Genomic DNA, 19,682 nt, shown 5'->3' with positions numbered 1-19,682 from the left:
GTTGTGGGTTTGGTATTTAGTTGTTAGCCGAACATCGCGCCCATCGCATCGCCTGCGTCCTCGTCATCGTCGTCGTCGTCGCCGGCGTCTTCGTCTGCGTCGGGCTCGTCGGCGTCGTCTTCGTCTGCCGATTCGTCTTCCTCGCCCGCCTCCTCGGCGGCCGGTGCAGCTGCGTCGACGTCCTGGAGCTCCTCAGGGAGCGCCTCTGGGTCGTCGATCTGCGCCGCGAGGGCGCGCACCTGCCCGTCCGCTTTGCTGATGAGGTCGGGCATGAGTTCCTCGTCCTCGATGGCGGCCTGGAGCCCGACGGACTTGGCCTCGCCCGCTCCTTTACCCAGGAGCGCGGAGACCGTCTGCGCGGTCGGGTAGACGGCGTTGATCGAGAGGTTGCGAGCACCCGCAACGGCTGCTTCGATGTCCGCCTGGTACTCCTCGACGTCCAGTTCGAGCTCTTCGGGCTCGAAGAGGACGCCGTCGGCGAACACTGCTCGGAGGTCGAGTCCGACTTCCTTGGGCTCGATGCCGAGTTCGCCGAGGACGTTCGCGAGCTGGTCGTCGACCGTCTCGCCCGCTTCCAGCACCGTCGAGTCGGCCATCACCTGGATGGAGCCTTCCTGGATGCGCGCTTCGGCGCCGACGGCCTGGAGCTCACCGACGAACTGGCCCGGGTCCATGCCGGTGTCGCCCTCCGGAATGACGATGTCGTTGGGGGCGACCTCTCCGGCGTTGATCGGGGCAGCCGTCTTCGAGGCCTCGAGCTGCTTGTACAGGGCGAACGGGTTGTCGTTCGTCCCGATGAGGCCGACCTGCCCGCCGATGTACTGTTCGAGGTCTTCGAGTCCGTCCTGGACCTCGTCGAGCGCACGGTGCATGAGCGTGTTCCGGCTCACGCGGAGCTCTGCGGTGCCGTGCAGGTTGGCACGCATCTTCTGCAGCTGGCGGCTCGGGATGCCGGTGATGTCGACGATCCCGACGCTGTCGTACTCGCCGAGCGTCTCGACGAGGTCGTCGACCTCTTCCTTTTTCCACTGCGGGATGGTCTCTGTCTTGCGTTCTGCGCTCATATCAGACGACCTCCACTGCCGGGCCCATCGTGGTCTTGACGAACACGGTGTCGATGTTGAGCGGGCCCTTCTCTAGTTCTGCGTGCAGTCGGCGGAGAATGACGTCGACGTTGTCGGCGATGTCTTCGGCGTCCATGTCCTCCGCGCCGACGCGCGTGTGGAACGTCCGCCGCTCCTTGCTCCGAATCTGCACGGTGTTTTTCATGCGGTTGACGACTTCGACGACGTCGTCGTCCGGGTCGAGCGGGGTCGGCATCTTCCCGCGCGGCCCGAGGACGGTCCCGAGATAGCGACCGATGTTCTGCATCATGCTCTGCTCTGCGATGAAGAAGTCAGTCGCGTCGGCCAGGTCCTTGGCCGCGTCGTCGTCGTCGCCCAGTTCTTCGAGGTCGTCCCCGTCGAGCACGTCGTCGGCGGCGTCTTCGGCACGGACGGCGGTCTCGCCCTCCGCGAAGACGACGATACTGGTCTCCTGGCCGGTTCCGGCCGGCAGGACCACGCCCGTATCGACGCGGTTCGACGGTTCGTTAAGGTCAATGTCGCGCAGGTTGATCGCGAGGTCGACCGTCTCGCGGAAATTCCGCGGCGGGGCCTCCTCGAGTGCGCGAGTTACTGCTTGCTCTATGTCCTGATCTGCCATTGTCCACCTCCGTAGTACGCGTAGTGCTCCTACGGCGTGTCACAGGCATTCGCCTGTTGTGTGTGAGGAATCGGATGCGAAACTTAAAGCCGTCGAACCGATACTCCCCCGAGCGACGTCGTCACGGGCGACGCTGTGTGCACTCCGTGATCGCGAGCGAACGGGAAGAAACGAGCCTGACAGTCAGGCTTCCGCGGCGAACTGGTCGTCGTACTCGCCCTCGTCGATGAGTTCCTTGAACTCGCGGGGGTTGTTCCCCTCGATGGTGACACCGAGCGAGGTGCAGGTCCCGACGACTTCCTTCGCGGCGTTTTTCAGGTCGTAGGCCAGCAGGTCGGTCTGCTTCTGCTCTGCGATCTGTTTGACCTGATCGACGCTGAGGTCGGCGACGAAGTCCTCCTGGGGCTCACCGCTGCCGGTGTCGAAGCCGGCTTCGTCCTTGATGAGCTCCGCCGTCGGCGGCACACCGACGTCGATGGTAAAGGAGCCGTCGTCCTCGTACTCGACGGTGACGGGCACTTCCGTGCCGTCGAACGCTTCCGTCTCGTCGTTGATCTGTTCGACAACTGCCTGCACGTCGACGGGCGTCGGCCCCAGCTCCGGGCCGAGCGGTGGGCCAGGATTGGCCTGCCCGCCAGGGACGAGTACCTCAATGGTTCCAGCCATATACTCCGCTATCACGTGGGCGCAGTTTTAAGGGTTGCTTTTGCGACCGAACAGACGCTTTTCCGTGCGACTCCGTCACGCGCGGCTGTGGGATCGTTTGTCTCGGTGCACCAGACGAAAATATGACGGGGACGCCGTCACTCGACCGAAATCCCGTTGCGCGTGAGGAACCGACTCGCTTCCTTGATCTCGACCGGACTACCGACGATCCGATACTGTGCGTCGTCTTTGAGGATCGTGAGCGTGAATCGGCTCTCTAGCTCGTCCCGGAGGCCCTCCAGGGCGGCCTCAGGGAGCAGGATTTGCGTGCTGTCGCGCAGCATCGCCGCGTCGGGCATCACCCGAAACGACGCCAGCTCGGCGTATAGGTGTGTCGAAACGGATTCTATGTTGTCTGTCTGATACCACGGGCAGCGGCCAGTCGGGGCAAGTGTCTATTTCCTTTGCGACCGTACGGCACCGTATGAACTACGACGTGGTCACGCTCGCCGTTCCACCTGGGGAGGCACACGACCGAATCACTGCCGCCGTGAGTGGACTGCGGACGACCGAGTCAAACAGCGGGTACGAGTACCGGACGTCACGCGGATTCCATCTTGCGACTGTCAGCGAGCATCGGACCGACGATGGCGAGCGGTACTCGACGCTCCGCTACCGGACGGCGATCGTTTCGCCGACGGCTGCACACGCCCGGCGGACGGCCAATCGAATCAAGGACGCGGTCGCCGACCTCCGCGTCTCGTCGGCACCCGGCTGAACCGACCGAGCGTGAGACAGCGGGGTGCTTCCCTGTCGGGTACCCCACCGTGGGCTGGATTTATTGGGTGGCTCGACCCCAACTACGATCATGACCGTCTACGAGGCCGAGGTCCCGGGCGTCGGAAAGAAGTTCGAACTTGACGCTGGCGACGGTGAGAGACTCATCGTTATCATCCACCACGACGGGAAACGCGAGGTGTACCGGCGACCGGACGAGAACGCCGACAGCGAGAAGCTGTTCACGGTGGCCGGCGAGCAGGCGCGGAAACTCGGTTCGATCCTGGAGGGTGCGTACTTCCAGCCGGTCGAACTCGACGACGTGCAGGTGCCGCTCGGCGACGCGATCATCGAGTGGCTCGACGTCACGGCGGACTCGCCGCTCACCGGACAGACGCTCCGCGACGCGGAAATCAGACAGCACACCGGCGCGTCCGTCATCGCGATCCAGCGGGGCGATCAGACCAGGCCGAACCCCGGCCCGGAGTTCACCATCGAGGCGGACGACATCCTGGTGACGATGGGGACTCGCGACGAACTGCAGGCGCTCACCGACCTGCTGTCGGGCGACCGTGAGGGGCCGACCGACGACGCCGAGGGCGCCTGACATCGATGGCCGGTGAACTGCTGCTTGAAATCGGCATCGCCTTCACGGCGGTCGCCGTCGCGGGGTCGCTGGCGTATCGAATCGGTCTGTCGGTGATCCCCGCCTACATCCTCGTGGGCATCCTGGTCGGTCCGAACGAGCCGACGGCCATCGGGAGCGTGCCCCTGACGCTGGTCACCGACGGGGATCTCATCTCCGGCATGGCGGAACTCGGGATCGTCTTCCTCCTCTTCTTTCTGGGGCTGGAGTTCAGCGTCACCCAGTTGCTCCGGGACCGCACCCGCATCGTCAAAATCGGGTTCGTCGATCTGGTCGCGAACTTCGGAGTCGGCGTCGCGCTCGCGCTCGCGTTCGGGTTCTCCCCCATCGAGACGCTGTTTCTGGCGGGCATCGTCTACATCTCTTCTAGCGCCGTCATCACGAAATCGCTCATCGACGAGGGGTGGGTCGCCAACCCCGAGAGCGGTCCCATTCTCGGGACGCTCGTCTTCGAGGACGTCTTCATCGCCATCTATCTGGCCGTGCTGTCGGCCGTCGCTCTCGGCGAGGGGACGCTCGCCGACGCCGGAACTGCCGTGGGCATCGCCTTCGTCTTCCTGGGGACGCTGACCGCCGTCGCCTGGTACGGCACGGAGTACGTCGAGCGGCTCTTCGGGACCGATTCGGACGAACTGTTCTTGCTGCGCGTCTTCGGCGTCACCGCGCTCATCGCCGGTGCGGCCCTGGCGACCGGCGTGAGCGAAGCCGTCGCCGCCTTCTTCGTCGGGACGGCGTTCAGCCAGACGGACCACACGGAGCGCATCGAACACGTCGTCGCCCCCGCGCGCGATCTGTTCGCCGCCATCTTCTTCCTCTCCATCGGACTCACGACGGAGATCACGGTACTCGCCGGGGTGCTGGACCTGCTGGCGGTCGCGCTCGTCCTGACGACGGCGAGCAAACTGGTCAGCGGCGCCCTCTCGGGACGCGTGTACGGGCTCGATAGCCGGCGCTCGCTACGGGTCGGTCTCGGGATGGTGCCTCGCGGCGAGTTCTCGCTGGTGATCGCGGCGCTGGCCGCGAGTGTCGGCGGTCCGACGCTCGGAACGGTCGTGCCCGCTTTCGCGGTCGGCTACGTGTTGCTGATGAGTATCCTCGGGACGCTGTTCATCCAGAACGCGGACGTGGTCGAGCGACTCCGAGCGACTGGATTCGCTTCGTAGCGGCTTCTCAGCCCCGCAGCAGGTTCATGACCTCGTCGGCCACCTCTGGTTCGGTCGCCACGACGTACTGCTTTCCCGCGTTGAGTACCGTGTCCGGCCGGGCGACGCGTTCTCCCTCGTCGTCGGAGATGATCAACGAGCCGGACGGGAACCGCACGTCGGACAGCTGCTTGCCCGCGGCGGGTGCGCCGTCCTCGACGCGGATGAGCATGATGTCCAGCGTCCCGGTGACGTCTGCCAGCGTCTGGACGTCGTTGCCGACGATCTCGTTCGCTGCGATCCGCGCACCCGCTCGCTCCGGGAAGCAGATGGCGTCGACGAAACGTCTGTACGAGTCGCCGCTGCCGTTCTCCACGCGCGCGACGGTCCGTATTGCGGGTGCGAGATCCGTCGCCGCCATGCAGATGGCGAGGTTCATCCCGCTCTCGCCGGTGAGCGCGGCGATGACGTCCTGGTTTTCGATGTCGACCTGCTCTAAGATCTCGGGGTACGACGCGTCGCCCTGGATGACGGTGGCGATGTACTCGTCGGCCAACTCCTCGCACAACTCCTTGTCGCGCTCGACGATGCGGACCGTGTGTCCGCGGTCGGTGAGAATCCGCGCTGTCTGTAGGCCGACGCGCCCGCCGCCCGCGATCACGACGTTAAGGTCTGTTGTCATGTCTTAGTCCTCCTGTTGCGGTTGCATCTGTATGTCGGTACCGCTGGCGTCCGCCTCGGTGCTCGGTGCGCCCGAGCCGCGTCTCTCCTTGGCTCGTTCGAGCGACCAGTGGACCACGACGCCCAGGCCGAGCCAGACGACGCCCAGCGCCCACGTCTGCCAGCTGATGAAGACGCCGAGCAGAACGTTGAGGACGATGCCGAGCACCGGTGGCACCGGATAGAACGGCATCTCGTATGGCCGAGTCATGTTCGGGCGCTCCCGGCGCAGGCGGATGACGCTCGCGTTCACCACGACGAACGACAGCAGGAAGAACAGGCTGGAGAGGTTGCCGACCTGCCGAATAGGGATGAACAGCACCGAGAGCACCATGACGACCGCGCTCGCCAGGATGGCGACCGCGGGCGTCCCGTACTTGTAGTGGATCTGGCCGAACCGCGGGAGCAACTGGCCTTCCCGTCCCATCGAGAACGCGACGCGGCTCGACGCGATGACGACCGCGTTGAGCGCCGTCAGCGTCGAGAACACGGCCCCGAAGATGATGAGCGCCTCACCGCCACCGAGAACCGGAATCGACGGCATGAACGACTTCGCGGCTTCGGCGATACCGGTCTCGCCCGCCGCGCCGAGTTCCTCCGCTCCGAGCGTCCCGATGGCGACGATCACGACCGCGAAGTAGACGATGACTGTCGCGAGGAGACTGATGAAGATCGCCCGCGGGATGTTCTTCCGCGGGTTCTTGACCTCCTCCGTCACTGTGGTGATGAGGTCGTATCCTTCGAAGGCAATGAACGTCAGCCCCATCGCCGGGAGGAGATCGATGGGCGTGTGGCCCGCCGGAAACATGGGCTGGAACTCCGCGCCGGAGAACCGGGCGGCGGTGAACCCGAAGCCGACGAACACCACCAGAATGGCCACCTTGATGAGCGTGAAGACCGTCTCCACGCTCCCGCTGGCTGCCGTCGAGAGCGCGTTCAGGAGCACGAGCAGTGCGACAGCGCCCAGCGCCAGCCCGGTGATGATCACCGTCGCCGCGTGTTCGGGGGCCGGCACGCCGCCCTGAAAGTAGATGTGGAGCAGTTCCAGGAAGTTCGGGGCAAAGCCCAGCGCGTACAGCGCGCCGGCGATCATGTACGCGAACCAGAGCATCCACCCCATCAGGAACGACACGAGGTCGCCGAACACCTCGTTGACGAAGGCGTAGCCGCCCCCGCTCCTGGGGATGGCGCTCGCTAACTCGGCGTAAGACAGGCCGGTGAACGTGGTGACCACGCCGTTGAGCGCGAACACCAGGATGGCTGCCGGGCCGGCGGTCTTGGCCGCCAGTCCCGTGAGAACGAAGATGCCGGCACCGATCATCGCGCCCATGCCGATCATGGTCGCGTCGAGCAGGCCGAGTGAAGCCTCGGGTGACCGCTCGCCGTGACTGCTCACTGGCACCTCCGACGCAGTGTCTCGCGACAGTTGTCCGCTTTGTCTACATGACTGACATGCTTCGACCTCGTCTGTGAGCCTGTGCGACGCATCAGATATGCACAATTGCTGGCCACTGACTGATAACTCTATGGCAGGTTACACACTGCTGGGGACCGGCCGTGGGAACGAGGCCCAACGAAAGCGCTTTTGAGTACCGATGGCCGAAGGAGAAACGATGGGGCTCGAGGAGGAAATCCAGGAGATCGAAGACGAGATCGCCGAGACTCCCTACAACAAGTCGACAGAGGCCCACATCGGCCGGCTGAAGTCAAAGCTCGCACAGAAGAAAGAGCAACTCGAAAAGCAACAGTCCGGCTCCGGCGGTGGCGGCGGCTACGCCGTCGAGAAACACGGCGACGCCACCGTCGCCCTCGTGGGCTTTCCCAGCGTCGGGAAGTCCACTCTCCTCAACGCCCTCACCAACGCCGACAGCGAGACCGGCGCCTACGAGTTCACGACGCTCGACGTGTTCCCGGGGATGCTCAAGTACAACGGTGCGAACATCCAGATGCTCGACGTCCCGGGGCTCATCGAGGGCGCCGCCAGCGGCCGCGGCGACGGCCAGGCGGTGCTGTCGGTCGTTCGCACTGCTGATCTGGTCGTGTTCATGCTCGACGTGTTCGAGATCGATCAGTACGAACGCCTACACGAGGAACTGTACAAGAATCAGATCCGCCTCGACCAGGAGCCCCCTCGCGTTTCGATCCGCCGCAAGCACAAGGACGGGCTCTCGGTCAACAGCAGCGTCGATCTGGACCTGGACGAAGGGACCATCAAGGAAGTCCTCCGCGACCAGGGGTTCGTCAACGCCGACGTGACGATCGGCGAGCAGGTCGACCTCGACCGCCTCATCGACGGCGTCATGGACAACCGGGAGTACATCCCCTCGATCGTCGCCGTCAACAAGGCCGACCTCATCGAACCGGACTACCTGGAGACGGTCAACGAGAACCTGCGTTCACACGACATCGACCCCGACGAGGCCATCTTCATCAGCGCCGAGGAGGAGAAAGGACTCGACTCGCTCAAAGAGGAAATCTGGGAGGCGCTCGGGCTCATCCGCATCTACATGGACAAACCTGGACGAGGCGTCGACTACGAGGAACCGGTCATCCTCCGGAAGGGCGACACCGTCGACGACGTCTGTAAGGAGATCGGCGGCAACTTCGACGAGCGCTTTCGCTTCGCCCGCGTGACCGGGCCGAGCGCCAAACACGACGAACAGCAGGTCGGCCGGGACCACGAACTCGCCGACGAAGACGTCCTGCGCATCGTGGCCCGGAAGTGATGGCCGCCGCCCGTCGCCGACTCCTGGCCGTCGCCGCCCTCGTCCTCGCTCCCCTGACCGTCGTCTTTTCCCGCAGGGCGCCTACCATCTTCTTCCCGTTCGGCTCGTTCACGCCGAACCCGACCTCGTTCACTGCGATCTGGGACTACTATCTGCGGTACACGAACGGCCTTCCGGAGTATCTCGTGGCGTGGGGCATCGCCGTGGTGCTGGTGGTGCTGGCGATCCTGAGCGCGCTCTCGGGCGTAGTCTGGCGCGAGGACGCCCGCGTCACGGCCGCTCTCCTCGCGCTGGCGGGCGCGAGCAACCTCGCGTTCGCTGGGGGATTCATCCCTCGCGTGGGATACACCGGCGTGCCGGTCGGGACGCTACTGCTCTGGACGGTCGTCTGGTGGTACTATCGGGACGCCTTCCGTCGGGTGCTGGCCGTCACCGAGCGTCAGCCGGACTGAGTCACTAGCCTTTTCGCCGTGCCGCCCGTGCCGTCGTGTATGCACGCGACGCTCGACCACGTGATGATGCGCGTCGAGGACCTCGAAGAGTCCCTGGACTGGTACAAGACCTACCTCGACTACGAGGAGTACGGTCGGTGGGAGGCCGAGACGTTCACCAACGTCTACCTCGCCCCGCCGGACAAACACGATGACGGTGCGATGCTGGAACTCACCTACAATCACGACGACCGGAGCTACGACATGGGCGACGCCTGGGGCCACATCGCCGTCCGCTGTGACGACGTCTACGACGCCTACGAGGAACTGCTGGACCAGGGCGTCGAGGACTACCGCGACCCCGACTCCTGCGGCGGGAGCTACGCCTTCGTGACGGACCCGGACGGCCACGAGATCGAGATCGTCGAGCGCGACCACGGCGCCAAGTGGAGCCTCGATCACACCATGGTCCGCGTCGAGGACGCCGACGCCGCTATCGGCTGGTACACCCGCAAACTGGAGTACGACCTGTTCCGCCGCGAGGAGTTCGACGACTTCGCGCTGTACTTCCTCAAACCCGAGGACGCTGCCCCCGAGGAGATGTCCGTCGAACTCACCTACAACTACGACGGCCGGAGCTACGAACTGGGCGACGCCTGGGGCCACCTCGCGGTCCGGGCAGACGACCTCCACGAGGACTGGGACACGCTGATGGCCCGCCACGCCGAGGACTACCGCGATCCCGAGAGCTGTGACGACCGCTACGCGTTCACCAAGACGAACGACGGCCACGAAGTCGAACTTCTCGAGCAGTAACGCCTCGTCCTGAACGGGGTCGCTGCCGTTTCTCTCCTCGTAGATTCCGTCGTCCGCTAGCTCGGGCACTGGTCGGGACGACTGCTCGCCGACGCTACCGGGCACTGTGGGTTCGCCGTCGAACTACCGAGTGTCGCGCACGTCGCACCCGCAGGCCGGACAGTTGAGCCGGTCCTGCTCGAACGTGAGCCCGCAGTACGTACAGGCGAACGCCGGGGTGCTGTCCAGGTGGCCTCGAAGTTTGTCGGTGATGCTCATGGTTGGGTGCGAGCCGTCAGTCGAGTTTCCCACACGTTCGGCAGCGTGAGCCGCCGGCGTCGGCGTCGTACACGAGCGATCCTTCCTCACAGTGACGACAGCCCATGTAACTGGCACTCAGACGCAGCGGCGGCGTTTCGGACGGTTCGAACGGTGAGTCGGAATCGACGTTTGACCTGTCTACGCTCATCGACTGTAACGAACGTCTACTGTTACAAAAGCTTAGTGGGCATACGTCCTAGTCTACCTAATATAGGTCAATATTCCCCAGGCCAAATGCGCACTCGTCGTGGGAACGACGATTCTAGCGGCTGGAAGTGGACAGTCGAGCAGATGGCGGGAGAAAGAGGGGCCGATGGGCGGTCGGGCGCCGGAACGCGTGCGTCGGCACGGAGACGCGGATTCGAGCCGGTTCGGTGCGAGCGGCTAGTCGTCTGCTTCGCCCGACTCGGTCGCGTGGTCGTGGTCGGGGCTCACCGCCTCGGGCAGGTCGGGAACGCGGCTCATGTCGTGGGTACCGGTCGGCGGGAGGTTCACCTCGGCGGCCGCCGAGGACTCCAGGTCCGTCGCCCCGTCGATGGCGTCCATCTCGCCGTCGGCCACGTCGCGGGCGTCCTGGTCGATGCGCATCGAGCAGAACTCCACGCCGCACATCGAGCAGAAGCGCGCTTCCTTGTAGTTGTCGCCGGGCAGGGTCTGATCGTGGTACGCTCGCGCGCGCTCGGGATCGAGCGCGAGGTCGAACTGCCGGCGCCAGTCGAAGTCGTAGCGGGCCGCCGAGAGCGCGTCGTCCCAGTCGCGAGCGCCCGGCAGGCCGGCGGCCACGTCGCCCGCGTGGGCCGCGATCCGATACGCCGCGAGGCCGTCGCGCACGTCTTCTGCCTCGGGGAGACCCAGGTGCTCCTTGGGCGTGACGTAACAGAGCATCGCCGCGCCGGCTCTGGCGGCCTCGGTCGCGCCGATGGCGCTCGTGATGTGGTCGTACCCCGGCGCGACGTCGGTCACCAGCGGCCCGAGCAGGTAGAACGGCGCTCCGTCACAGACCTCCTGCTGGCGTTCGACGTTGTCGGCCACGTCGTCGAGGGGAACGTGGCCCGGGCCTTCGACCATCACCTGCACGTCGCGGTCCCAGGCCACCCGAGTCAACTCGCCGAGGGTCTCCAGTTCCGCAAACTGCGCCTCGTCGCCGGCGTCGGCGAGACAGCCCGGGCGCAGCCCGTCGCCGAGGCTAACGGTCACGTCGTGCTCGCGGAAGATTTCGCAGATCTCCTCGAACTTCGCGTAGAGGGGGTTCTGCATCCCGTTTTCCTCCATCCACTGGGCGAGGATCGAACCGCCGCGGGAGACTATGCCCGTCGTCCGGCCGTCGGTCAGCGGGAGGTGTTCCATGCGCACTCCGGCGTGGATCGTCATGTAGTCGACGCCCTGTTCGGCCTGCTTCTCGATGACGTCCAGCAGGAGTTCGTGGGTCAACTCGGCCGCGCCGCCGGCGCGTTTGACGGCCTCGTAGATGGGGACGGTCCCGATCGGCACGGGCGAGTGTTCGACGTTCGCCCGGCGGATCTCGTCTAAGTCGTCCCCGGTCGAGAGGTCCATCACCGTGTCCGCGCCGTAGTGGACGGCAGTGTGGAGCTTCCGAAGCTCGCCGTCGAGATCGCTGGTCGTCTCGCTGTTGCCGATGTTGGCGTTGACCTTGGTCGCGAACTCGCGCCCGATAATCATCGGGTCCAGCGCCGCGTGGTCGTGGTTCGCCGGAATGACGGCCTGCCCCGCAGCGACTTGCTCGCGGACGAACGCCGGATCGCGGTTCTCCCGCTCGGCGACTCGCTCCATCGCGTCGGTTATCTCGCCGTCACGTGCACGCGCTAGCTGGGTCCGAGACATGGACAACTAGTGAATACCACTCGGTGATAAACTTTGCTCACGTCGGCGCATAGCCACGGTGGGAAGAAGCAGCACCGGGTTAACATCGAGCGGTCACTCGTCGACGACGACGACCTTGACCTGCTGGACGCCGCTCTGCGCCCGGAGCCGGTTCGCCAGTTCGCTGATCGCGTCGCCGGGACCCTCGACGACCAGCGTCTCCATGCAGGTGTCGTGGGAGAGGTGGATGTGCTGGACGGAGGTGATGATGTCGGCCATCTCGTGTTGGATGTTCTGGAGGGCGTCCGCGATGCCGTCCTCGTGGTGGTCGTGGACGATGACGATGGTCCCGTGGTGGCGCTCGTGGGTCCCTTCCTCCCACTCGTAGGCGGCGAAGAAATCGCGGAGGGCGTCCCGAATCGCCTCCGACCGACTCGCGTACTCCCAGTCGCCGACGATACCGTCGAGACGCTCGACCATGTCCGGCGGCAGCGTCAGACTGATCCGGTCGATGTCGTCGCTCATGGCGTCGCGTAGGAAACCGGTCCCTATAGGGGTTGGCTCACGCTTCTTTCCGGCGCCCCGTCGACCAGTAATACTGGCGAAGGAGAAAGTATTATTTGCGCCGGTCGGTCAGTGAACATATGCACATTCCCGATGGATACGTGGACCTGCCGCTCGCGGTGGCGCTCGCCGTCGCGTCGGTGGTGGTCCTCGCCGTCGCTGCTCGCCGTGGCGGTGACGAGCTAACCGACGCGCGGGCGCCCCTGCTCGGCGTCGTCGCCGCCGGCGTCTTCGCAGCGCAGATGCTCAACTGGCCGATCCCCGGCGGCACCAGTGCTCACTTCGTCGGTGGCGCGTTCAGCGCCATCCTGCTCGGCCCGCATCTGGGCGCGCTCTGTGTCGCCACGGTGGTCGTCATCCAGAGCCTCGTGTTCGGCGACGGCGGCGTCGTCGTCCTCGGCGCGAACGTGTTCAACATGGCCATCGTCCAGGTGTACGTCGGGTACGCCGTCTATCGGGTGCTCTCGCCGGTGGGCGACGTTCGGGCGGCGTTCGTCGCCGGCTGGCTCAGCATCACCGCCGCTGCCGTCACGGCCGGCGTCCAGCTCGGCCTCTCCTCGGCGTTCGCCTACGAACTGACGACGACGGTCGCCATCATGGGCGTCGGCCACCTTCTGCTCGGCCTCGTCGAGGGTGCGATCACGGCGGTCGTCTACCGCTACCTCGCCGACGCGCGTCCGGACCTCCGCCCCGGCGCTGACCCGGAGGTGAGCGTCTGATGACCCGCGCTGATCTCGACGGCTGGCGCAGTCGCGCCGCCCTCGTCCTGCTGGTCCTCGTCGTCCTCGCTCCGGTGTTCGGGTGGGCCGCCGGCCAGGTCGGGTACGCCGAACCGCTCGAAAACGCCGCCGAAGAGACGGGGGCAGCCGACGACGCGGACCCTGTCCACACCGGCGTCCTGCCCGATTACAGCGTGCCCGGGCTCGGGTCAGTGAGTGGGACGTTCCTCTCGGCCGTCGTCGGGACAGCGGTCACGCTGGTCGTCGCGACTGGACTGGGTCGACTCGTCGGCCAGACACATGACGCGGAGTGACCTGTTCGCCCGCACGGTCGGCAACCTCGCGGGGAAAGCGCGCTGGTTTCTCCTGGCCGAACAGACGCCCGACCGCGACGGGTTCCTCCAGGCCGTTGCCCCGTCGGTGAAGCTGGTCGGTCTCGTCGCGCTCGTCGCCCTCGCGGCGACCAGGGATGCGCTCGCGGCGGCGGCCGCACTCGGCGGCCTCGCGTGGCTGCTCGCGCTCGCGTCGCGGGTGCCCGCGAGAGCGTTCTTCGGGCGGGTGAGCGCCCCGCCGGCGTTCGCGTTCCTCGTCGTGGCTCCCCAGGCCGTCCTGATGGACGGCCCGGCACTGGGCGGGACGCCATTCTCGGAACCCGGCGTGAGCTACGTCGTCCTGTTCGTCGTTCGGGTCGCGGCCTGCGTCGGTTTCCTCTCGCTCGTGCTGCTGACCACGCGATTTACGGACCTGCTGGCGGGACTTCGCCGGCTCCGCGCGCCCGGCGTCGCCGTGACGCTGCTGGCGATCACGTACCGCTATCTGCTGGTCTTCTTCGCGGAACTCGAACGGATGGTTCGCGCACGCGAGAGCCGCACCATCCGAGCCCGTGGGATCCGGAAGACGTGGCGGGACTCGGGGAACTTCACCGGGACCTTCCTCCTGCGGAGCATCGAGCGTGGCGAGCGCGTCCAGCGGGCCGCACGCGCCCGGGGCGGCACGCAGCTGACTCACTACGATCGGACGCAGTCACTCGGTCGGGCTGACGCCGCGTTCGCGGCGCTGGTCGCGGTCGCCGTCGTGGCGGTGGTGCTGTGAGCGTGATCGAGGCGTCCGAGGTCAGGTACGCGTACCCTGATGGCACGCTCGCGCTCGACGGCGTCGATCTCGCGATCGAACGCGGCGACCGGGTGGCGCTCCTGGGGCCGAACGGCGCGGGCAAGAGCACGCTGCTCCAGTTGCTCGGCGGGCTGCTCGATCCCGACGGCGGTACAGTCCGGTACTTCGGCACCGATCAGCCTCCAGGCGAGGTCCGCGACCGCGTCAGCGTCTGTACGCAGAACCCCGCGGACTACCTGTTCAATCCCACCGTTCGCGAGGACGTCGAGTACGGTCCCGCCCAGCTCGACGTGCCGCCCGCCGAAGCCGACGAGCGAGTCGACCGCCTCGCGGACCGATTGGGCCTCGAAGGGCTGCTCGACAAGCCGCCGTTCCGGCTGAGCGGCGGCGAGAAGCGACGAGCGGCGCTGGCCAGCGCGCTGGCGACGGAGCCGGACGTCCTCCTCCTCGACGAGCCCGTGAGCAACGTCGACGCGGCCAATCGTCGGGCCATTCTCGACCTGCTCGACGAACTCGCCGCCGAGGGCGTGACCCTCGTCGTCTCGACGCCCGACACCGAACTCGCCCCCCACGTCGCCGATAGGGTGGTGCTGCTCGACACCGACGGGACCATCGTCCGGGACGGACCGGCCCGTGCGGTCCTGACCGACACCGGGCTCCTCGAACGGTGCGATCTCGTCCCGCCGCAGGTGGTCGAGCTGTTCTCCCGGCTCGACGAGTCGGACCCGCCGCTGACCGTCGCTGGAGCGGTCGAACGACTCGAATAGCGTGCACTGTCGGTCTCGACTGCCGATCGGCAGCCGACCGCATCCGGCGACGAGCGGACCGTACCGGCTGACGGGATGACCGTCCGTCCGCCTGGGGACGCTCTTCTCGAACGCTGGGTCGCTTCGAGCGCTGTTGGTCACGGTTCGTCAACGCTCCCGCGGCTCTGGCGCCCGCCCGTTGTATAATGAACGATCATGAGGTTTATGGGCGTAGGCGTCGGACGAGTGAGTGAGGACATCGCGTCCAGACTGACCATGACCCGGCCTCGACGAGACGAGATCGACCCGATGGTGCCAGAGTTCGCAACTGACACGTACGCGGCCGACGGAGGCGGTCGCATCACGACTGCGGGAGGCGTCGCAACCGACGCCGAGGCCGAGGCGCCGCTCGTTCCCGACCTCTCGTGACGAGTCGCCGGGCGTCCGGATTCGTCGCATCGCCAAGCGGATCGCACGGACCGTCCTTTCCCGGCTCTCTTCGCGCCCGAGCGATGGCTCCAAGCCGGCCGCCCTCGGGGAGAGATACAAGCCGTACTTTGATAATCGCGGTCGTTATTTGCGCGAGTATGGGGTCTGACCGAAACGAAGTGGACGACGATGAGTCGGACGCGCAGCCAGCGATCGTCACGGACGGGGGGCCAGAGGACGGCAGCCGGCGGACCTGGGACCAATCAGACCCGGACTCGCTCACGAGTACCGTAGTCCGTGCCGTCGCTGAGACCGCCGAGATCGATCCGCTGGAGATGTCCGAACCCCTGAACGACGTGCTGGACGCCGACGCACTGGGATCGCTCCTGGCGTCCGGCCCGGGTGACGGCAGCGTTTCGGTCACCTTCGAACTCGCTGGACAGGTCGTGACGGCACGCGACGACGGCGTGATCACCGTTCAGTCGGCCCCGTCCGCTTCTGGTGCCTGACGCCTCAGGACGCGTCGCTCGTGGTTTCGCTGAGCGTCGCTTCGAGGAGCGTTGCCAGTCCGCGCCGGAGCCGCTGTGAGGCAGCGGAGTCGGAGATGTCGAGCAGATCGCCGAGTTCGTCCAGCGTCACCGCTCGCGGGACCTCGAAGTAGCCGTGTTCCATCGCGGTCTGCAGCACCTCCCGCTGTTCGGGAGTCAGATCGCACTGTGGCACGTCGGTCGCCTTGCTCGGACTGTACAACTGCTGTAACTGGATCCGGATGTCTTTCTCCCGACAGCGGCGGCTGAACGTCGAGAGCGCTTCGTACTCGCGAAACCGCAGTCGGAAGGTCCACTCGTCGTCCCGCATCGACGCTTCGAGGACGATCGCGTCCGTTTCGAGCAGGACCGGAATCAGATCGTCTGGGCTGTCGTCCCACTCGATGTCGAGGAGCTGTCTCGCCTCCATCTCGGCGACGACCGTCACGCGCTCGACGTACTCGGTTTCGTCCAGCGCGTCGATGAGTGCGCCGGTCTCGGCAGTTTCGACCCAGACGTACGGCATCACTGTCGAGGAGATCGGGACGATCGACTCGACGCTAAGCGTCGCGTCCGGAACCGCCTGGAATGCCCGGCCGAGCGCGAAATCCGACGCGGAGAGGCGGACGCTTGCGATGACGCTCATGTCCCCGCCTCGGCGTCCACTGGCCGCGAGACGTCCCGTGCCGGCCGTCCGAGGGATCCTCTCGGTGAGGTGCTCCGCCGTTCGGGCCCCTGCTCATCGTTCACTCCGCGCTGTCCAGCCACGCGGTAGCTCGCGTCCATCATGTCAGGATCTAACAGTCCTGCGGCTGCGACCCCATCCGTGCGTCCCCGTCCAGATTCCAGACGAGCACCGAGCGCGACCAGTCAGTGTCGTGCCAGCTTGTTGCCCTAATAAATCGGCGTTCATCTCAATCCTGCCTTTTCATTCGAACCCATATACTACCCCTGCTTGGCTTCCGAAGGTGTTTATATATCAACCCGGCTCCCGTCACCCGGTTACCGGCGTCCCTACGTCGGCTGCGTGTCGGGGCGTTCGTTGTCGACCGTCGTCTCGGGTTCCTCCGGACCCTCGACGGGCGTCGACTGTTCGTAGACGTCCAGTTCGGCCGCTCGCTGTCGCCAGAACTCCTGGTACCCCTCCCGTTCGCCTTCGACGGTACTCATGCCGTCACGGACGTAGTCGAGGTTGAGGTTCACCTCTTCGAGCAGGCGTTCGCCGACGGCGTCGCTGAGGACGCCGTTCCGCGACGCGTCAATGATGGCACTTTTCTCCTGGCGGAGGATCTGGCGCTCGCCGACGAGCAACTCGATCGGAATACCGCCCGCAGCTGTACCCACTGGGGTTCCCGGCGCCGACCGAAACGGCCAGTCATTTATCAACCGCCACGTATGCGAGGATATGGGACTGCTGGGCCGGTTACTCGATGGGAGCGAAGCCGTGCGCGTCGGACTGTTCGTCGACGGACCGAACGTCCTGCGCTCCGAGTTCGACGTCGATCTCTCGGACGTTCGCGACGCCGCCGAAACCAGGGGCCACCTCGTCGTCACGCGGCTGTATCTCGACGAACACGCCTCGCCGGGGCTGATCCAGGCGGCCGAAGCCAACGGGTTCGAGGTCGTCACGACCAGCGGCGACGTGGACGTGAAACTCGCCGTCGATGCGACCGCGCTCGTCGCCGAAGACGCCATCGACGTGCTGGCCATCGCCTCGCGCGACACAGACTTCAAACCGGTCGTCGAGGCGGCCGCCCGACGCAACGTCCGAACGTTCGCGATCGCGCCCGGTGAATACGGCCGCTCCGACGCCCTCCGGACCGCAGCCCACGACGCCGTCACGCTGGAGTGACGGCGACCCTCAGAGAAACAGACCAGCGGCGACCGCACCGCCGAGGAGCACCAACGCGGCCCCGGCGACCGCTTGCGTACGTGCTCTGAACTGCAGGCGTCGGCCCCCGTCTTCGAGCGCACCGTTTGCCACCACGAGCGGCATCTCCGTCGTGTCGCGAACGACGAGTCCGTCGTCAGTGCGCGCGATCTCGCCGCGGAGCAGGAGTCTCTCGCCGTCACGGACGATGGTGGCCTGGTACCGGTCCGGCGTCTCCGATTCGAGGCCGAGGCGGCGACCGAGTTCCAGCCCCGCGAGGAGTCCGTCCTCGCCCGTCAGACCGAGGTGCTCCGAGAGCCGAGTGAGCAGACCGGGCTCGCCGAGCGGTCGATCGACGTCCGGGGTGCCGAGTTCGAGGTCCGACGCCTCGAAGGGGTCGTCTATCCGTTCGAGCGACTCCGCCAGGTCGGTGCTGACCCACGACTCGTCGAACCTGACCGGTCCCCACTCGTCAGTAAACTCGAAGTCGCCGACGGCGAGCCCGCTCTCGACGGTGGTCCAGCGGCTCCCGTCGGCTGCGTCGTCGTCTCGCTTCCGGCGGACCCGCCAGGCCCAGAGTGCGGGCGCGGCCCCGTCGATCGGCTCGGGGGGCGTCCGCTCCGGCGTCGCCTGGTCCCGCACGCGCGTCCGCCTGCGGACGATCGTCTCCGCGCCCGGCGCGAGTTTCTGCTCGGTCGTGGTCAGCAACTGGGCAATCGTCTTGAATCGGCCGTACGGCGCGCGCGCCTGGACGAGCGCACCCACTCCGACGACCACGGCGATACTGCCGACGAGGATCGCGTTCACGCTGGTCACGTGTCGGCGTTCTCACGACCGGATAGTAAAAGTCCATACACGAACTCACCGCCCACCACCGCGTCAGTTCGGGAGGAAGTCGACGACCGTGGTCGTGCTCTCGGCGATGACCCAGGCGATGAACACCACGTAGGCGACGAGCAGGAGGGCGGACTCGCCGTCCGTCAGCGAGAGGTCGGTCCGCATGACGGTAAAGAGGAGGATGGTTGCGGCGGTCAGCACCCCGAACATCGGGACGGCCATGGCGAAGTCGATGGGCGACTGGCCGACGATGAGGACGCCGACGGGGATCGCGACGAGGAGGTCGAACGTGTTCGAGCCCAGGACGTTTGCCAGCGACGCGACGCCGCGCTCGTCGCGCGCCTGCCGGACGCTCACCAGGGCGTCCGGCATGCTCGTCGCCGCCGCCAGGATCGTCACGCCCATGATGAACCCCGGGACGCCCAGCGACTGCCCGATGAGGTCGACGGAGTGAACGAGGCGCTCGACGGCCACCAGGATGACGACCAGGCCCGCCAGGAGGTAGCCCCACTGCGTTTTCACGTCGAGGTCGGCCGGGGGTTCCTCGGCCTCGTAGTCGCCCGTGTCCTGAATCTGGATGAAGATGTAGAGGCCGTACAGCCCCAGCGGAATGATGGCGAGCGGGCGCGTCACGAGGCCGACGAGGTCGCTGGTGGCGTTCGGGTCGGGATAGTAGATGACCGCGAGCGCGAACGTGATGACCAACACCGAGACCGCGAGCATGTAGAACTGCGCTTCCTTGTAGACGAGCGTGCGGTTGGACTCGATGTCGTCCTCGGTCAGGATGCCGGCCAGCGCCGGGATCACCAGGATGTTGAAGATCGCGGAGCCGACGATCGCGCCGACGCCGAGTTCGAGCGAGCCGGCGAACACGGCGGCGAACACGACCGACGCGAGTTCGGGGAAACTCGAACCGACCGCGGCGACGATCGCGCCCTGGACGACCAGCGGGAGGCCGTAGTACGTCGAGAGCTGATCGCTGGCGCCTTCGAGCCAGTCGCTCCCCTTCCAGACCGCGAGCGTCGCCACCAAGATGACGCCGACGTCGAACGCAGAGGCCTCGGCCATCGTGCGGGACCTCAGGGGGAATCCACAAAGCCGTTGCGCAGGCCGGGTGGTGAGACGAACCGCTTTTGGCGACGGCAGGCC

General features: G+C 66.3%; 27 protein-coding genes. 13 read left to right on the top strand and 14 right to left on the bottom strand.

Annotation, left to right across the window (positions count from 1 at the left end; all coding sequences use genetic code 11):
* Positions 1-23: 23 nt before the first annotated feature.
* The 4 genes from MU553_RS08840 to MU553_RS08825 all read right to left on the bottom strand — a co-directional run bounded on the left by MU553_RS08840 (position 24) and on the right by MU553_RS08825 (position 2,708).
* The gene (locus MU553_RS08840) at positions 24-1,064 is read right to left on the bottom strand and encodes a 50S ribosomal protein L10 (protein ID WP_247377850.1); all 1,041 of its coding nucleotides are present in this window, start codon (positions 1,062-1,064) and stop codon (positions 24-26) included.
* Position 1,065: 1 nt separating this feature from the next.
* Positions 1,066-1,704: a 50S ribosomal protein L1 gene (locus MU553_RS08835; RefSeq protein WP_247377847.1), complete on the bottom strand. Its 639-nt coding sequence runs from the start codon at positions 1,702-1,704 to the stop codon at positions 1,066-1,068.
* A gap of 183 nt (positions 1,705-1,887) precedes the next feature.
* Positions 1,888-2,370 (bottom strand): 50S ribosomal protein L11, encoded by a 483-nt coding sequence (locus MU553_RS08830; protein ID WP_247377845.1) that lies wholly within the window; start codon positions 2,368-2,370, stop codon positions 1,888-1,890.
* Between the two features lie 137 nt (positions 2,371-2,507).
* Complete coding sequence (locus tag MU553_RS08825; protein ID WP_247377843.1) at positions 2,508-2,708, bottom strand: VNG_1110C family protein; 201 nt, start codon at positions 2,706-2,708, stop codon at positions 2,508-2,510.
* A 125-nt stretch (positions 2,709-2,833) separates the two neighbouring features.
* On the opposite strand from MU553_RS08825, the gene MU553_RS08820 reads away from it, so the two are divergent.
* The 3 genes from MU553_RS08820 to MU553_RS08810 all read left to right on the top strand — a co-directional run bounded on the left by MU553_RS08820 (position 2,834) and on the right by MU553_RS08810 (position 4,935).
* Positions 2,834-3,127 carry a hypothetical protein gene (locus tag MU553_RS08820; protein WP_247377841.1) on the top strand — a complete coding sequence of 98 codons (294 nt, stop codon included), beginning with the start codon at positions 2,834-2,836 and terminating at the stop codon, positions 3,125-3,127.
* A gap of 90 nt (positions 3,128-3,217) precedes the next feature.
* Positions 3,218-3,733, top strand: a complete 516-nt coding sequence (locus MU553_RS08815) for a cation:proton antiporter regulatory subunit (protein ID WP_247377839.1) — start codon at positions 3,218-3,220, stop codon at positions 3,731-3,733.
* 5 nt (positions 3,734-3,738) lie between these two features.
* Positions 3,739-4,935 carry a cation:proton antiporter gene (locus MU553_RS08810; protein WP_247377837.1) on the top strand — a complete coding sequence of 399 codons (1,197 nt, stop codon included), beginning with the start codon at positions 3,739-3,741 and terminating at the stop codon, positions 4,933-4,935.
* 7 nt (positions 4,936-4,942) lie between these two features.
* Here MU553_RS08810 and MU553_RS08805 read toward each other — a convergent pair whose 3' ends face one another.
* A complete protein-coding gene (locus MU553_RS08805) occupies positions 4,943-5,596 on the bottom strand; it encodes a potassium channel family protein (protein WP_247377835.1) in 654 nt (217 codons plus the stop codon).
* A gap of 3 nt (positions 5,597-5,599) precedes the next feature.
* Positions 5,600-7,030, bottom strand: coding sequence for an APC family permease (locus MU553_RS08800; RefSeq protein ID WP_247377832.1), 1,431 nt, complete (start codon positions 7,028-7,030; stop codon positions 5,600-5,602).
* Between the two features lie 217 nt (positions 7,031-7,247).
* Here MU553_RS08800 and MU553_RS08795 point away from each other — a divergent pair, with 217 nt between their 5' ends.
* The 3 genes from MU553_RS08795 to MU553_RS08785 are packed head-to-tail and all read left to right on the top strand — an operon-like array spanning position 7,248 to position 9,607.
* On the top strand, positions 7,248-8,360 hold the full coding sequence (locus MU553_RS08795) for an OBG GTPase family GTP-binding protein (protein WP_247377830.1): 1,113 nt from the start codon (positions 7,248-7,250) through the stop codon (positions 8,358-8,360).
* Positions 8,360-8,812: a TIGR04206 family protein gene (locus tag MU553_RS08790; protein WP_247377828.1), complete on the top strand. Its 453-nt coding sequence runs from the start codon at positions 8,360-8,362 to the stop codon at positions 8,810-8,812. Before MU553_RS08795 ends, MU553_RS08790 begins: the two co-directional genes overlap by 1 nt.
* Positions 8,813-8,851: 39 nt before the next feature.
* Positions 8,852-9,607 (top strand): VOC family protein, encoded by a 756-nt coding sequence (locus tag MU553_RS08785; protein ID WP_247377825.1) that lies wholly within the window; start codon positions 8,852-8,854, stop codon positions 9,605-9,607.
* A 123-nt stretch (positions 9,608-9,730) separates the two neighbouring features.
* On the opposite strand, the gene MU553_RS23575 is transcribed toward MU553_RS08785, so the two are convergent.
* The 4 genes from MU553_RS23575 to nikR form a co-directional block, all read right to left on the bottom strand.
* Positions 9,731-9,865 carry a hypothetical protein gene (locus tag MU553_RS23575; RefSeq protein ID WP_282594268.1) on the bottom strand — a complete coding sequence of 45 codons (135 nt, stop codon included), beginning with the start codon at positions 9,863-9,865 and terminating at the stop codon, positions 9,731-9,733.
* 16 nt (positions 9,866-9,881) lie between these two features.
* Complete coding sequence (locus MU553_RS08780) at positions 9,882-10,055, bottom strand: hypothetical protein (RefSeq protein WP_247377823.1); 174 nt, start codon at positions 10,053-10,055, stop codon at positions 9,882-9,884.
* A 236-nt stretch (positions 10,056-10,291) separates the two neighbouring features.
* Positions 10,292-11,749 (bottom strand): phosphomethylpyrimidine synthase ThiC, encoded by a 1,458-nt coding sequence (thiC, locus tag MU553_RS08775; RefSeq protein ID WP_247377820.1) that lies wholly within the window; start codon positions 11,747-11,749, stop codon positions 10,292-10,294.
* Between the two features lie 93 nt (positions 11,750-11,842).
* On the bottom strand, positions 11,843-12,253 hold the full coding sequence (gene nikR, locus MU553_RS08770; RefSeq protein WP_247377818.1) for a nickel-responsive transcriptional regulator NikR: 411 nt from the start codon (positions 12,251-12,253) through the stop codon (positions 11,843-11,845).
* Between the two features lie 119 nt (positions 12,254-12,372).
* Between nikR and MU553_RS08765 the strand changes: the two genes are divergently transcribed.
* The 6 genes from MU553_RS08765 to MU553_RS08740 all read left to right on the top strand — a co-directional run bounded on the left by MU553_RS08765 (position 12,373) and on the right by MU553_RS08740 (position 15,808).
* Positions 12,373-13,011: an energy-coupling factor ABC transporter permease gene (locus tag MU553_RS08765; RefSeq protein WP_247377815.1), complete on the top strand. Its 639-nt coding sequence runs from the start codon at positions 12,373-12,375 to the stop codon at positions 13,009-13,011.
* On the top strand, positions 13,011-13,325 hold the full coding sequence (locus tag MU553_RS08760; RefSeq protein WP_247377813.1) for a PDGLE domain-containing protein: 315 nt from the start codon (positions 13,011-13,013) through the stop codon (positions 13,323-13,325). The genes MU553_RS08765 and MU553_RS08760 overlap by 1 nt, the downstream gene beginning before the upstream one ends.
* Positions 13,312-14,103: a cobalt ECF transporter T component CbiQ gene (gene cbiQ, locus MU553_RS08755; RefSeq protein ID WP_247377809.1), complete on the top strand. Its 792-nt coding sequence runs from the start codon at positions 13,312-13,314 to the stop codon at positions 14,101-14,103. The genes MU553_RS08760 and cbiQ overlap by 14 nt, the downstream gene beginning before the upstream one ends.
* A complete protein-coding gene (locus MU553_RS08750) occupies positions 14,100-14,891 on the top strand; it encodes an energy-coupling factor ABC transporter ATP-binding protein (RefSeq protein WP_247377806.1) in 792 nt (263 codons plus the stop codon). The genes cbiQ and MU553_RS08750 overlap by 4 nt, the downstream gene beginning before the upstream one ends.
* Before the next feature lie 225 nt (positions 14,892-15,116).
* The gene (locus MU553_RS08745; RefSeq protein ID WP_247377804.1) at positions 15,117-15,299 is read left to right on the top strand and encodes a hypothetical protein; all 183 of its coding nucleotides are present in this window, start codon (positions 15,117-15,119) and stop codon (positions 15,297-15,299) included.
* A 158-nt stretch (positions 15,300-15,457) separates the two neighbouring features.
* A complete protein-coding gene (locus tag MU553_RS08740; RefSeq protein WP_247377801.1) occupies positions 15,458-15,808 on the top strand; it encodes a HalOD1 output domain-containing protein in 351 nt (116 codons plus the stop codon).
* A 4-nt stretch (positions 15,809-15,812) separates the two neighbouring features.
* Here the strand turns inward: MU553_RS08740 and MU553_RS08735 are convergent, their stop codons facing one another.
* Entirely contained in the window at positions 15,813-16,472 is a 660-nt protein-coding gene (locus MU553_RS08735) for a helix-turn-helix domain-containing protein (protein WP_247377798.1), read from the bottom strand.
* A 368-nt stretch (positions 16,473-16,840) separates the two neighbouring features.
* A complete protein-coding gene (locus MU553_RS08730; RefSeq protein ID WP_247377796.1) occupies positions 16,841-17,170 on the bottom strand; it encodes a hypothetical protein in 330 nt (109 codons plus the stop codon).
* Between the two features lie 61 nt (positions 17,171-17,231).
* On the opposite strand from MU553_RS08730, the gene MU553_RS08725 reads away from it, so the two are divergent.
* On the top strand, positions 17,232-17,678 hold the full coding sequence (locus MU553_RS08725) for an NYN domain-containing protein (protein ID WP_247377794.1): 447 nt from the start codon (positions 17,232-17,234) through the stop codon (positions 17,676-17,678).
* Positions 17,679-17,687: 9 nt separating this feature from the next.
* Here MU553_RS08725 and MU553_RS08720 read toward each other — a convergent pair whose 3' ends face one another.
* Positions 17,688-18,512 (bottom strand): hypothetical protein, encoded by an 825-nt coding sequence (locus MU553_RS08720; RefSeq protein ID WP_247377790.1) that lies wholly within the window; start codon positions 18,510-18,512, stop codon positions 17,688-17,690.
* Positions 18,513-18,575: 63 nt separating this feature from the next.
* Positions 18,576-19,601: a sodium:calcium antiporter gene (locus MU553_RS08715; RefSeq protein WP_247377788.1), complete on the bottom strand. Its 1,026-nt coding sequence runs from the start codon at positions 19,599-19,601 to the stop codon at positions 18,576-18,578.
* Between the last annotated feature and the right edge of the window lie 81 nt (positions 19,602-19,682).

Source organism: Halorientalis brevis, from assembly GCF_023077655.1.
The sequence above is the reverse complement of the archived record's forward strand: the minus strand, read 5'-3'. Positions and strand labels throughout refer to the sequence as shown.

Coding starts and splice junctions, on each gene's coding strand:
- MU553_RS08840 (WP_247377850.1), bottom strand. CDS start 1,064: ATGAGCGCAGAACGCAAGACAGAGACCATCCCGCAGTGGAAAAAGGAA.
- MU553_RS08835 (WP_247377847.1), bottom strand. CDS start 1,704: ATGGCAGATCAGGACATAGAGCAAGCAGTAACTCGCGCACTCGAGGAG.
- MU553_RS08830 (WP_247377845.1), bottom strand. CDS start 2,370: ATGGCTGGAACCATTGAGGTACTCGTCCCTGGCGGGCAGGCCAATCCT.
- MU553_RS08825 (WP_247377843.1), bottom strand. CDS start 2,708: ATGCCCGACGCGGCGATGCTGCGCGACAGCACGCAAATCCTGCTCCCT.
- MU553_RS08820 (WP_247377841.1), top strand. CDS start 2,834: ATGAACTACGACGTGGTCACGCTCGCCGTTCCACCTGGGGAGGCACAC.
- MU553_RS08815 (WP_247377839.1), top strand. CDS start 3,218: ATGACCGTCTACGAGGCCGAGGTCCCGGGCGTCGGAAAGAAGTTCGAA.
- MU553_RS08810 (WP_247377837.1), top strand. CDS start 3,739: ATGGCCGGTGAACTGCTGCTTGAAATCGGCATCGCCTTCACGGCGGTC.
- MU553_RS08805 (WP_247377835.1), bottom strand. CDS start 5,596: ATGACAACAGACCTTAACGTCGTGATCGCGGGCGGCGGGCGCGTCGGC.
- MU553_RS08795 (WP_247377830.1), top strand. CDS start 7,248: ATGGGGCTCGAGGAGGAAATCCAGGAGATCGAAGACGAGATCGCCGAG.
- MU553_RS08790 (WP_247377828.1), top strand. CDS start 8,360: ATGGCCGCCGCCCGTCGCCGACTCCTGGCCGTCGCCGCCCTCGTCCTC.
- MU553_RS08785 (WP_247377825.1), top strand. CDS start 8,852: ATGCACGCGACGCTCGACCACGTGATGATGCGCGTCGAGGACCTCGAA.
- MU553_RS23575 (WP_282594268.1), bottom strand. CDS start 9,865: ATGAGCATCACCGACAAACTTCGAGGCCACCTGGACAGCACCCCGGCG.
- MU553_RS08780 (WP_247377823.1), bottom strand. CDS start 10,055: ATGAGCGTAGACAGGTCAAACGTCGATTCCGACTCACCGTTCGAACCG.
- thiC (WP_247377820.1), bottom strand. CDS start 11,749: ATGTCTCGGACCCAGCTAGCGCGTGCACGTGACGGCGAGATAACCGAC.
- nikR (WP_247377818.1), bottom strand. CDS start 12,253: ATGAGCGACGACATCGACCGGATCAGTCTGACGCTGCCGCCGGACATG.
- MU553_RS08765 (WP_247377815.1), top strand. CDS start 12,373: ATGCACATTCCCGATGGATACGTGGACCTGCCGCTCGCGGTGGCGCTC.
- MU553_RS08760 (WP_247377813.1), top strand. CDS start 13,011: ATGACCCGCGCTGATCTCGACGGCTGGCGCAGTCGCGCCGCCCTCGTC.
- cbiQ (WP_247377809.1), top strand. CDS start 13,312: ATGACGCGGAGTGACCTGTTCGCCCGCACGGTCGGCAACCTCGCGGGG.
- MU553_RS08740 (WP_247377801.1), top strand. CDS start 15,458: ATGGGGTCTGACCGAAACGAAGTGGACGACGATGAGTCGGACGCGCAG.
- MU553_RS08735 (WP_247377798.1), bottom strand. CDS start 16,472: ATGAGCGTCATCGCAAGCGTCCGCCTCTCCGCGTCGGATTTCGCGCTC.
- MU553_RS08725 (WP_247377794.1), top strand. CDS start 17,232: ATGGGACTGCTGGGCCGGTTACTCGATGGGAGCGAAGCCGTGCGCGTC.
- MU553_RS08715 (WP_247377788.1), bottom strand. CDS start 19,601: ATGGCCGAGGCCTCTGCGTTCGACGTCGGCGTCATCTTGGTGGCGACG.